Origin of the sequence: Salinimicrobium marinum, assembly GCF_014651535.1 — a bacterium.
Lineage (GTDB): Bacteria > Bacteroidota > Bacteroidia > Flavobacteriales > Flavobacteriaceae > Salinimicrobium > Salinimicrobium marinum.
The window spans coordinates 22,166-34,082 of record NZ_BMXB01000017.1; the positions used below are offsets into that span (position 1 = coordinate 22,166).

Sequence of the window (11,917 nt, forward strand, 5' to 3'; positions counted from 1 at the left end):
CCTTTTAAGTTCAATTCAAATACTATTCACTGTAGCTTGCAATTCATACATTATTCTGTCAAATCTTTCCAATCGATCCTCATAATATAAGTTTCCGATAATGGCTTCCTGTATTCTATTGTCTTTCAATATTTTTTGAAATTCTTCTATTAAGTATTGTTTCACGCCAACGTCTGATCTCAATATTTCCTCCTTAAAATCTGTGGTGTAGTTAAGAATGTAGACTATATCTTCAAAATCATGGCTCATTCTGGGATCCTTTCCTCCCCTGGAAGAAAAAGCTGAGAACTTGGTTGCTAAAAAATAAGCTAATGGAAGAATTCTAATTTGTGTTTCTTCTATTTGTATAGGAATAGCCTTTGGAAAACCCGGTTCAAACCATGGATTGGCTGGAGCCCAACCGACTTCTTTTGTGGACATAACATCTACTTTTATACCCTGAAACCTGAATCTACACATAATAAGGTCTTCAGATGATTGAGTGAACCCACGTTCGGTAAGAGTGTTTCTAAGTTTTTCAAGCTCTCCTACAGAAAATATTTCCATGGTAATATCAATATCTTTCGTAGGACGAACATCTTCTGCCGCAGCATCATTTATATATTGGCTAACAATAGCTCCTCCAACGTACACTACATTCTCATTCAATTCACCCAAAGCTAGAGCTATACGTTTTGTAGCCTCCCTATTTATTAAAGTGTTTTCTAGCATAATCGTTTTTCAAGTTCTTTAAAAGCAAGGTTCTTCTCACGTGCTTTGCCAACCCGTAGTGCATCACAAAGAGACATCAATTCATAGAATTTCTCATCTTTGAGGCAGGATTCCGGCACTTTGGAGTGAAGTGGAGCAATTGCCTGGCCCCTTAACTCACCTTTGAAATAAGGCCACACAAACGGTTCTTCGCTTTGAATAATATCTTTTAAAGGCTTTGCCGAATGGGCAGTAGCAATTCCTCTAACTAGAGATCCCGGCTGTTGTGGATATACATATGGCAAACCATACCGCAAGAAATCAAGAATGGCTGTTTTCATTAATCTCTTCTTATCAGCAAAAATAAGACCTGCTATAACTGAACGGTTAATACTTTCACTGATTTCACTAGCACTTATATTTAGTTCATGAGCCAGATCCTTCATATACCAGCTATCACCTTTTTTTGCTGCTATCTTCAAAAGAACTACAATGTCATGAGGTCGCATTCCGCTATGCTCTTTCATCTTTCTTATATTTAATTTACAAATATAAGGATTTATTTAGTGATTCGCGATTCGCGAATTGCGAATTTAGGAATATCAAAAGTATGAGATCATCCACAAAAGGTAATCTTCAAAATTATAATACCTCACTCTAGAATATTTAATGGTAATAATAGAAGACCTTCAGTTCTGAATCCTTTAACCAGTAAGGGAGGCTTTCGGTTTCAATCTTTTTAATATCCGGATTTACTTTTATATGTCCACACATATAAAATTCTAAGTTTTTGAAATCTTATATGCAATCACGTATAATATCAAGTTATCTTCTTCTATTCCATTTATTGAATACCTGGTATATAATTTTACATACATCGTACTGAATGTATACAATCTCCATTATTTCCCTTCCTAGTTTAGCTCCATAATCCGAAAAGCCAAAGTGCTTTTTTCAGTATCAACCTTAAACAATTTCATTATGGACACAATTAAAATTCTGGAACAACTGGATCGTATTGAGAACCTATTACGTGCAAGTAAAACGGTCATGTCTTTGGAGGAAGCAAGTGAATATACCGGGATCTCCCGAAGCTACCTCTACAAGCTAACAGCAAAAGGAGAAATTCCCTTTTCTAAACCCAGGGGGAAAATAATCTACTTCTCCCGGGAAAAACTGGATCACTGGCTTCTTTCCAACTCTAAGAAATCTGCCGGGGAACTAAAGACAGAAGTCCTGGAATACACCTTCAGGAATAAGAAAAGATTCTTCTAATCCAAACTCTGATATTATGTCTGGCAATGAGGAAAAAATGTATGGGGTCAGGAAGCGAAAAAAGAAAACTGTCTATGACTATATCTTTGAATATGCTTCAAAGAAATATGAGCTCCGGTACGATGAGTTGGGGCATGAATTTCAGATATCTTTTTGTGGTAAGAATAACTGGGAAATCCTGGATGTCAATTCATTCCTGATTGAATTGTCCCAGTCAAATATAAAAGTCAATCCTGCCAAACTCGAGATCTTTTTAAGATCCCATTTCGTGCCTAAATTTAACCCTATCCAGGAGTATTTTAAAACTTTACCCAATTGGCATGGGGAAGACCACATTAGGGCTTTGGCTTCTTACCTTCCTTTAAAGGAACCGGAACTCTTTGTTTACCATTTTAAAAAATGGCTGGTACGTACGGTCAGGTGCGCCATGGAAAAAAATTACTTCAACAAGCAATGTCTTGTTTTAGTACATCCACAACAGAACTCCGGAAAGTCCACCTGGTGCAGGTTCCTCTGCCCTCCTACCCTGGCAAAGTATTTTGCAGAAGACATCACTACAGATAAGGATGCCCGGATCCAGCTGACTAGAAATTTCATCATTAACCTGGATGAGTTGTCTATCCTGGCAAAAAAGGAAATAAATGCCCTGAAGGCTTATTTCTCCAAAACGATGATCAATGAACGCTTACCCTATGATCGTAAGAATTCCACACTATACAGGACCTGTAGCTTTATAGGCTCCACAAATCGTGCAACCTTCCTCAATGATGAAACAGGCTCTGTACGCTGGTTATGTTTTGAGCTGAACAATACCATTAATTTCTCATATACCAGAGAAATTGACATTGATAAAGTCTGGTCCCAGGCTTATAACCTAACTTACATAGATGAAAATTTCTATCCGGAACTCTCTTTAAAGGACATTGCTGAAAACGAAGAAAGGAATAGAACCTACAGGGAAACCACCATGGAAGAAGAGCTGCTTTGCAAATACTATTCCCCGAGCTCTGATCCTGCTAATTTTAAAACTGCTTCGGACCTGGTGATTCAGCTTGCCTGTATAAATCCCCGTCTCAATATGTACAGTATGGGAAGAGCATTAAAATCTGTGGGTTATGAAAGAATAAAATCAAAAGAAAGCCGGGTCTATGGCTACCTGGTCAGGCAAAAATTCAAGTCCACACCTTTAGAAATTTTATAAAAATAGATTACCCATTTACCCTATAACTTAAAAAAGCCCTTGGACTAAGGGCTCAAGTAAGGGTAATTCCCCTCTTCAATTATCTACCACAATTACTTCCGGGTAATTGGGATAAATAGAAACAATAGCAAAAAAAGAAAGAAAAACCAGGTTTTACAAGGCCTGGGTAAATGGATTAATTAAAAAATTAAAAGATATGAATTTCAAAAAACTATCGTGGAGAAGTGCCCGTAATGTTTGCATCGTAAAAATACTCGCAACATTAGGCCACTACCCCACCAGAAAATCGGAAAAAGAAGCTTGGTTTCTGAGTCCCCTGCGGTCAGAAAGCCAAGCCTCTTTCAGCGTTTCTTTGATTAAAAACCTATGGTTCGACTATGGACTTGGAAAAGGTGGAAACGTGATAGATCTAATAATGGCATTGAAAAAATGTTTATTTGAAGAAGCAGTAGAGTTCCTTTCCAGTGATTCCCATCCTTTTTTCTTTTGCCCGAAACCACTTCAGGGTACAGCGGATATCAATGAGGGGTTAAAAATTTTCGATATAGGCTTTATTACTCATCCTGCTCTTTTAAAATATTTGGAGGCCAGGGGCATTCCTTTTCCTATAGCTCAACAACATTGTAAACAAGTCTGGTATAGGATAAAAGCCAAACCATATTTCGCGATAGGTTTACAAAACCATCTCGGAGGATGGGAACTGCGCAATCAGTATTGCAAAAATTCCAGCTCTCCAAAATCCTTTTCCTATCTCCGGAAAAACAACAACACCTTATTAATCACGGAAGGAATGTTTGATTTTCTATCCCTGGTAGTTATGGAGGAAGACCTGGTAAACGCTTCAGATGTTATTATTCTGAATTCCCTTGGCTTTGCTCATAAGATCAGGAAATACCTATCCAACTATAAACACATCCGGCTATACCTGGATAACGACCCTGCAGGAAATAAAGCAACCGATATGCTTATTGACCTTTTTGATTCAGCCACCGATGAACGTCACTCCTATTGTGGCTTTAAAGATTTGAATGAAAAACTTATTAATTCCAAATCGAATGAAACATGTTGAACGTGAGCTACAACCAAAACTGGTTGTTCCTGCAACAGTAATCCAGAACAAAGATTCCCTTTTACCGGAAGACCTGGAAATTATTCAGCCGGTAAGGGATATTAATCCCTGGGATTTAAAGGCAAGATGTGTGTCTGTGGACACAAAATTCTTTGCTCCCGATGGTCGCAATGAAAAAAAAGAGATGTTTAAGGGGAAAAGGGAATTGGTAAAATTCAGATGTTCCGTCTATGAAAAAAAGCTGCTGCAGGTCAAGGCTAAAAGAAGTGGTTTATCCCTTAGCAAGTATTGCAGAAAAGTTGCAGCCGAAAAAGACATCAAAGAGCGACTTTCCGATGAGCACCTGGAAGCCTATCAAACCCTGGTGAAATTCCACAACAACTTCAAAGCAATAGGAAACATGTTCAGGAAAAAAGATCCGAAGCTTTCAACGGCTGTATACCAGCTTGCTGATGAGATCAAAGTTCACCTCGAAAACATACAGAAATGATCGGTAAAGGGAAAGCCATCGCACACACGCAGGCCTCGATTATGTATGGCTGGAATCAGGAGAAGGATGCCGAAGTTGTTTTCAGTCAACACCTGGCAGGGGAAAATCCTGTGGAGGTAAGCCAGGAATTTGCCTTCATTCAGGAAATGAATACCAATTGCAAAAAGAACACCTTGTCATTCGTCATTAGCCCTACCATTGAGGATGGCCGGAATCTGGACCGGAAAAGACTGGCTGAAATATGTAACCGTTTTATGAAAGAGATGAAACTGGGAGAACGGCAGGCCATAGCTTTTATACACCAGGATAAAGAGCACAAACACATCCATCTATATGTGAACCGGATTGACTTTAAAGGGGTGGCCTACAACGACAGTTTCATTGGCAAGCGCAGCCAACGATCGGCTGAAAATGTTGCAGGGCAAATGAACCTTACCACGGTAAAACAGGTACAATTGGAAAGAGAATTCAACCTGAAAGATATTCGGGCTGAAATTAAACGACGGCATGATCTAACCATGAAACAATTCAGTCCGAAATCTTATAACGAATATATCGAAGTGATGAAGGTTAATAAAGTGGAAGTGATCCCGTGTATCAATAAGGCCGGAAAATTACAGGGCTTCCGGTTTGAGTTTGACGGTTACAACCTGAAAGGAAGTGCAGTCGACCGCTCTTTGAGTATCGGAAATATTGGAAAACAAATGGCCGCAACTATAGGGGTCGAAAGATTCGTTAAAAACAACATGCAGTTTTTGATGGTGGATAAAACAGTAAAACTCTCCTCCCGGTTGGTAGTAAATATTCTAAAACATGCAATTAAAAGAGAAATCGACCGGGGTATTGGGTATTAAAAATTTTAAAAGATGGCAAAACTTGAAGAAATTACAGAACTGCTGGTTTCAGAAATCCAGGATTTCGATAATGCAGTAAAACGGCTGGAGAAAGTACAGAAAGCAAAGATCACCATAGATCTGTCCGAGATGAAAAATCAATTCGCAGATCAAAGAAAGGCCCTGGAAAGCCAAAATTCAAAAGCTGAACAGATCTATGAGCTTATAGAAAAAATGATAAAGGAGGCAAAGATTTACCCGAATTGGGCGGTGGTGGTTTTTATTATATCGCTCATTCTCAATATTATCCTAATTGTTGCGCTACTGTTTGATAGTGGGGTACTAACCTATAGGGGATAAAAGAATAAAGTCTCCATAGTCAATATGAACAACAGCACCTTATAATGTGATTTTATTAGATATTTTTGAAGTTGAACATTTTTTTGCACCCAAATTCCAGAATTGTTACAACCTATAAGAGCTTATGGTTTTGGAAAAAATATTTTTTATTTAAAAAAAACGAGGTTATCTGTAATTTTTAGAGATAGAGTCTATTATCTTTCTTGGATTAGATGTCCCAAAATTTTAAATATTCCCGTTGCACTTCCAGTTCATTTTCTTTATACTTCAGGAAACAGCATCGCAAGTTATTTTATAGCTTTTTCAATGTTCCTTTTAAACCAAAAGTATAAGCAAATGGTCTTTTCTCCACATATACCTTCTGAGAAATTTCTGACCAGTTCTTTGCGAGGGCTTCAACCATTTGCCAAATACTCAACCCCTGTTTTTTGTTTGGACCTCTTAAGAAAAACATTCCAATTTTGTGTTTTCGGTAAAGTTCCAACTCATGCTTTCTACGATTGATATTGATATCCTGTGTAATGACACATGCTTTTTCTTTGCCAACCTTTGGGATCCAGTCAACATCTTTTGCTCCTGCCCCGTAAATACTCGGGATATATCGTACCTCTATCAGTTGCTTTGTTTTAAAACCTTCAGGATATTGAAGTATATGAAAACCTTCAGAAAGATGACGGGGCATATTTTCATCTAGATAGATTATCATGCTGCTTTCATGTAATCAATCGCATCCCGCACCTCCTTTTCAGTTAATTCATAGACGAAAGAAATATACTCTATTGGATCACCTGCTTTAAAATGCCCAAAAATGGTTTCAGGATAAATGTTCTTCATCTCCATTACGGGATGACCGAACTTTCTGGAGGGATCAATTAAAATAGATTTTTCCCTACCTAAAGGCCAAAGCTTTGAAGCTAAATGATTTGCGTCAAAATCTAGTTTTTTGAAAAATACCCTGATGAATTCAAGATTAAATTGTTTAGTACCGTCAAGATTGATTGTGGCGCCATTTCCACTAAAAAAAATTCGCTTACCATCTGTATTGATCCCATCCAGCACTTCTTTGAGTGCAAATGGAAATTTCGTGTTGAATATTTGAGAGAGTTCTTTATGGGCTTCAAGAACTTTCCTTGTTTTTACGCCGGCATCAGCCAATTGCATCATCACATAAAATTCTACAAGAGTATGAAAACTCACAGCTTTAGAATTTTCAGTTGTCCAAGAATATCTTCTTTCGAATTCATGACCCAACTCTCCATCCCAATATTTGTCAATCCACCTGTTCACCTTATAATATGGCAAACGTAGTATTTGGGCAATCTCTGACGGAGTATAAATACCAAGTCCTAATTGAGGTTTATTTTCGAAGACCATAGATTTTAATTCCTTGCAATTTACTTAATAATTTAATTCAGATAACAGCAGTTAAAATTTTTTTAAGTAATTCACCCTACCCTCCACTATTCTTTAAACATACCAATCCATTATCTCCTTCCCCAAATCCCCCTTTAATTTCCCATCCTCAATTATATTCAATAGTCCTACAGCACAATAATGTTTTTCACCCACGAACGGCTTGAACTCAGGTGCACGACTCTCCGTCGACGGATAGAGTAACATAGCCTGTACTGACTTCCAGTAATCATTGTACACGTACATCTGCCGCAGGTCCTGGGTGGACGGATTGAAATTCTGAATATTTTTCCATTTAGTATCGATGACAAAATACTCGTCATCCTTTTTCACCACGATATCAGGTCGAATGGTTATCCCCTGCCAGAATTCTCTGGACTGCTGCCCGTACACCTCCACATTTTCCAGTGAAGATGCCTCCTGTTTTAGTTTCGCCAGTACATATTCTTCCCATAAACTGTTCATATCAAAGAGCAGTGCCAGCATTTTTTCATCTCCTGCAGAAATATTGGGTGCATAATTCAAAATGATGAGACGGGCGATTTCTAAAGCAGTAGCATAAGGAGCTGTTTTTCTACCTTTTTTGACTCTCGAAAAAGTGGTCTTATCTACTTTGATCTCTTTCACCTCAGGAAAATCTAGGCGGACAGATTTACACCTGGAATACAGGTAAGTACCTTTCGTAAAATCTTCTATAATATATAAAGCTTTAGAAAGTATCCGGTGAATGAGGTGATCCTTGTCGTAGATCTGGTGCGTAGTGTAAAAACATTCCTTGTGGATCAGGTTCTTTCTAAGGTGGCCGGCGAACTCCAGTTTTCCTTTAAGTGCCTTTACATTCATTGTTTGCTTGTAGTACTGCTTAATTAGGCCGTTATGGATCAATAGTTCCAACTCATTGAGGAACCATTCGAAATATATATCGAGGAGGTGAATGTTTTGCCGGGAGACATTCACATTTCCCACCTTCTGGACCTTTAGCTTACGGGTTGTTTTGAGCATTTCGATAAGTACAGACTGCCATAGCACTTCATTGGTTTCAGCAGCATCGATCTTGGGAAGGATCTCGACCGTCAAACCGTCTACCTGGATCACACCAACAAAGTTTTTAAATTTTATCCCGTTGTACCGGAGATCGAAATACATATCATTATGCAGGGCATTCAGTTTAGAAAAGGCTTTTAAATGCTTTTGCTGAAACTGCTCCCCTACCTGCAGCAGTTCATGCTCAAAAACCTGGATGATCTTATTCCCCTGCCTCATCTTCCCGGTTGAGTAAGATTCTTACAGCTGATTCTATATCCTCCACTTCCTTAAGATGATAAGACGGTAGAACTTCCGGAAGATCTAATTTTGGAAATTTCGCGAAGCTAACTTTACCCTCTTTTCGCTCCACAAATCCGGCACCGAGTATAAGAGCAACTTTTTCGTAGTCATGATAAAAATACTCCTGCAGTAAGGGAATGATCTTATTCTCAAACGCCTTCTGAAGTGCTTCGGTATCTCCGCCACTGATCTTAATGAAATAGGAATGCCCAATGGTATGGTCACGATCCAGGAGGGCCTCTATTCTTTCGTTGATCGTAATTAATAATTCCTCCAGGCTGAAACCATCAAAATCAATATTTCTCAGCAGTTCGGGGCGAGGCATGATCTCTTCGAATACAAAGCGCCTTCTCAAAGCTGTATCTAGGGCTTCCACTGACCTGTCGGCGGTGTTCATGGTGCCAATGATATGAAGGTTTGGCGGCACTCCTAATTCAGTTTTTGAATACGGCAGTTTTGCCCGTAGTTCATTTTCTTCTCCTAACCTCTTATCATCTTCTATAAGGGTGATGAGTTCGCCAAAAATAGACGAAACATTACCGCGGTTTATTTCATCTATAAAAAGAGCATAAGGATTTTCCCTGTCAGCATCTGCTTTTAGACACATTTTTTTAAAAATTCCATCTTCTATACGATACGAAACAATGTTTTCTTCCTCATCTAAATTGGGTTTAATGCCCTCAATAAAATCTTCATAGCTAAAGGATTGATGAAAAGTCACAAATTCATAGTTCTTTATAAATTTATCCGGATTGGGATGGTAATTTTTCACCTCTTCCAAAATGGAATAGGCTTCGGGGTAAAACTGCTCTAAAAGATCTTCCTTTACTTCCCAATATGAATTTTGATCTTTATAAAAAATTGGATTCGAACTCCTGTCCGCGACCTTCACATACTCACATTCGGGATCAGTATAATGCTGTAAATAGCCCCAAATTGTGGCGTTAGGATTTTTACTATTCGAGAGCTTTATTTTTATCAGCAAAAGCTCATGAGAAACAATATCAGTTACTTTTGATTTCTTAATATCCAATAAAACTATAGCAGCAACCTGCCACCATTTTAAATCTGAAACTATGTTTTCCAAGTATTGCTCTCTGTTCAGGGAAGTTTCCTGAACAGTGAATTCTTTGAAATAGCTATCCTGTAATTGAAACGTTTTTCCGGTGCCTGGAGGTCCGTAGAGGATCCGGTTTAATGTTACTCTATAATCCATTCTTGCCGCTGACTTATCTCCTGACATAATTCCCAGAAGTCGTTCATAATAAGTATTATAATTTGGATCCTCTGTTTTGTACGGAGTAATATCGGTAAGGGTTTTTGTCACGATATCAAATTCGGTATTCCAAGATCCCTTTTGTTTCCAATCTACTTCTCGGCATTTTTGAAAATAATCACGTTTGGCATCATAGAAATAATCTGATGTTACCACACCACAGCCCAGTAGCGTTCGCTTACCTTTTTTGACAATGATAACATCTCCTTTTTTTACCTTTTTCAAAAAGTCATCACAAGCAGTTGCATCGTTCTTTTTAGAGGAATCGGAATTCTCCCATTCCTGAAGTTTCTCAATAACTTCTTCCTTTGTGGAATATTTTTGGAGATCTCCAAGTCGATCCCAGCCTATGGCTATTATTCCTTCTGAATAGAATTCTTCCCAATGCTTAGCCTGTTTTCCTGGAGAATATAACCAATATTGCTTATGAGAAACCTTGACAGACATCCTTTTGATTTTATTATATTCCTCTTCGGTAGCCGTGAAATTTGTTCCCTGATTTCCTGCTTTAAAATGCTGAAAATCGGGTAATCCTTTAATGTCAGACCACAATACGGGATCATCTGCCAGATAGTTGATAACTTTGATTTTTACCCGATCTTCTTCTTTTGAAGCTGAAACAGGATCTTTATAATACTGTTTCTCATAACTTTCTTCCTGAATATCTCCCACCTCAGAGATAACTTCAGCCAAAGCATAACACCCTGCCTTTTCTCCTGTTTGCCAAAGAATAACTTTGTCTCCGGGTTTTATTCTGTCTTTATGAGCTGCAACTTTCCAGGATTTAAGATGTCCTGCACGCAAGGCTCTTTCGATATCGTATATTTCAGGACTTCCCTGGAATATCCAATAACGTTTTTCCTGAGTAGAGTTAAAACGCTGCTTTAGAAAAGTTAAATAATTATTCTTTCCAATTACAGCTTTAGGAATCCCATTGCTGTTCTTCTTATCATATTGGCTAAAAGCCGGATTTCTCAACCTAGCTTTCTTGTTTGAAATATTCTTTTCTATATACTCTATTATCTTTTCGGGGTTACTAAATTCTATTGTAAAAAGATCTATATCAGGAAAAAAAGAATTGATTTCATCCAATCGTTCCAAAACAGAATTAGAAAAGGAACCAAGGTAGAAGGTGTAGGACTCCGGGGCATGTTTAAGAAGCCATTCGGCAAATTCTGATTTTACATTTGTAGTTGAGTTACTTTCTGCCATATCAATGATTTATTTCCCCTTGTTCGGATTTTTATCTACAATTCCAGAGCATTGAAAAACCAGTATTTGTTTTGGTTTTTTTGTTCAAAACTAGCCTGAGGAATCAGATATAGTTTACCTGCCCTTTCCAATTGCTTAAGTAATTCTCTTAAAGGCAAGCCCTCTCTATGATCCTGTTTAAAAATCCCCTTTTTTATTAGTAGAGGCATGAGATCTTTAGGTTTAGCCTCTTTCAAATTGTTTTCTTCCAAATATTTTTGGATGACATAGCCTATTTTAACTACCTCCTCAACTGCTTTCATAATCTTATGTGTTGATTGGATGTATTCTATCTTCTTCTTTAACCATCTCATTAAGCATTTTTAAATGGTTCGCTGAAATGGTGTACCAGATATCTTTATAGGTCTTTCTCTTCCTTCCCTTTAAAAAATCATGAACAATTTTTCCCGGACCATTGAAAATCACCTCAAGTTCACCATCTGGTTCAATATGAACAGCTATATAATAATCTAAATCCTTACTATATGGATAGTTAAAATTATATTTGAAACTGGATTTGATTTGAACCTTCTTGTTGGTTCCTCTTTGGTATCCATCATACACCTGAGCATTTTTACCATGAAGTTCTATGTCATATTTTTCAGAAACCAATGCTTCTCCAATATCACCCACCAATCTACCATCTAATGAAAAATCTAATTTATCATCATACTTCATTCTCAAATTATCCGTGATTCTAAGTAATTCTTTAATTTCAACCATTTCTAAATCA

At 37.8% G+C, this 11,917-nt stretch carries 14 protein-coding genes; 6 read left to right on the top strand and 8 right to left on the bottom strand.

Annotation, left to right across the window (positions count from 1 at the left end):
- Positions 1 to 15 precede the first annotated feature (15 nt).
- Together IE056_RS15590 and IE056_RS15595 are read right to left on the bottom strand one after the other, a co-directional pair.
- On the bottom strand, positions 16 to 711 hold the full coding sequence (locus tag IE056_RS15590; RefSeq protein WP_189605656.1) for a nucleotidyl transferase AbiEii/AbiGii toxin family protein: 696 nt from the start codon (positions 709 to 711) through the stop codon (positions 16 to 18).
- On the bottom strand, positions 705 to 1,217 hold the full coding sequence (locus IE056_RS15595; RefSeq protein ID WP_189605657.1) for a hypothetical protein: 513 nt from the start codon (positions 1,215 to 1,217) through the stop codon (positions 705 to 707). The genes IE056_RS15590 and IE056_RS15595 overlap by 7 nt, the downstream gene beginning before the upstream one ends.
- Positions 1,218 to 1,671: 454 nt before the next feature.
- Here IE056_RS15595 and IE056_RS15600 point away from each other — a divergent pair, with 454 nt between their 5' ends.
- From IE056_RS15600 to IE056_RS15625, 6 genes are all read left to right on the top strand, one after another.
- Entirely contained in the window at positions 1,672 to 1,965 is a 294-nt protein-coding gene (locus tag IE056_RS15600) for a helix-turn-helix domain-containing protein (RefSeq protein WP_189605658.1), read from the top strand.
- A gap of 16 nt (positions 1,966 to 1,981) precedes the next feature.
- On the top strand, positions 1,982 to 3,166 hold the full coding sequence (locus IE056_RS15605) for a VapE domain-containing protein (RefSeq protein ID WP_189605659.1): 1,185 nt from the start codon (positions 1,982 to 1,984) through the stop codon (positions 3,164 to 3,166).
- Positions 3,167 to 3,362: 196 nt separating this feature from the next.
- A complete protein-coding gene (locus tag IE056_RS15610) occupies positions 3,363 to 4,235 on the top strand; it encodes a DUF8464 domain-containing protein (RefSeq protein ID WP_189605660.1) in 873 nt (290 codons plus the stop codon).
- Positions 4,222 to 4,725 (top strand): mobilization protein MbpA, encoded by a 504-nt coding sequence (gene mbpA, locus IE056_RS18550; RefSeq protein WP_229793783.1) that lies wholly within the window; start codon positions 4,222 to 4,224, stop codon positions 4,723 to 4,725. Before IE056_RS15610 ends, mbpA begins: the two co-directional genes overlap by 14 nt.
- Positions 4,722 to 5,579 (top strand): relaxase/mobilization nuclease domain-containing protein, encoded by an 858-nt coding sequence (locus IE056_RS15620; RefSeq protein ID WP_189605661.1) that lies wholly within the window; start codon positions 4,722 to 4,724, stop codon positions 5,577 to 5,579. The genes mbpA and IE056_RS15620 overlap by 4 nt, the downstream gene beginning before the upstream one ends.
- Before the next feature lie 12 nt (positions 5,580 to 5,591).
- Positions 5,592 to 5,918 carry a DUF6730 family protein gene (locus IE056_RS15625; protein ID WP_189605662.1) on the top strand — a complete coding sequence of 109 codons (327 nt, stop codon included), beginning with the start codon at positions 5,592 to 5,594 and terminating at the stop codon, positions 5,916 to 5,918.
- Between the two features lie 292 nt (positions 5,919 to 6,210).
- Here IE056_RS15625 and IE056_RS15630 read toward each other — a convergent pair whose 3' ends face one another.
- From IE056_RS15630 to IE056_RS15655, 6 genes are all read right to left on the bottom strand, one after another.
- Positions 6,211 to 6,624 carry a PIN-like domain-containing protein gene (locus IE056_RS15630; protein ID WP_189605663.1) on the bottom strand — a complete coding sequence of 138 codons (414 nt, stop codon included), beginning with the start codon at positions 6,622 to 6,624 and terminating at the stop codon, positions 6,211 to 6,213.
- The gene (locus IE056_RS15635) at positions 6,621 to 7,292 is read right to left on the bottom strand and encodes a DUF433 domain-containing protein (protein WP_189605664.1); all 672 of its coding nucleotides are present in this window, start codon (positions 7,290 to 7,292) and stop codon (positions 6,621 to 6,623) included. The genes IE056_RS15630 and IE056_RS15635 overlap by 4 nt, the downstream gene beginning before the upstream one ends.
- A gap of 93 nt (positions 7,293 to 7,385) precedes the next feature.
- Positions 7,386 to 8,594 (bottom strand): McrC family protein, encoded by a 1,209-nt coding sequence (locus tag IE056_RS15640; protein WP_189605666.1) that lies wholly within the window; start codon positions 8,592 to 8,594, stop codon positions 7,386 to 7,388.
- Positions 8,578 to 11,145 carry a DUF8426 domain-containing protein gene (locus IE056_RS15645; RefSeq protein ID WP_189605668.1) on the bottom strand — a complete coding sequence of 856 codons (2,568 nt, stop codon included), beginning with the start codon at positions 11,143 to 11,145 and terminating at the stop codon, positions 8,578 to 8,580. The genes IE056_RS15640 and IE056_RS15645 overlap by 17 nt, the downstream gene beginning before the upstream one ends.
- Before the next feature lie 35 nt (positions 11,146 to 11,180).
- Complete coding sequence (locus IE056_RS15650; RefSeq protein ID WP_189605670.1) at positions 11,181 to 11,498, bottom strand: hypothetical protein; 318 nt, start codon at positions 11,496 to 11,498, stop codon at positions 11,181 to 11,183.
- Entirely contained in the window at positions 11,452 to 11,907 is a 456-nt protein-coding gene (locus IE056_RS15655; RefSeq protein ID WP_189605672.1) for a DUF6998 domain-containing protein, read from the bottom strand. Before IE056_RS15655 ends, IE056_RS15650 begins: the two co-directional genes overlap by 47 nt.
- Between the last annotated feature and the right edge of the window lie 10 nt (positions 11,908 to 11,917).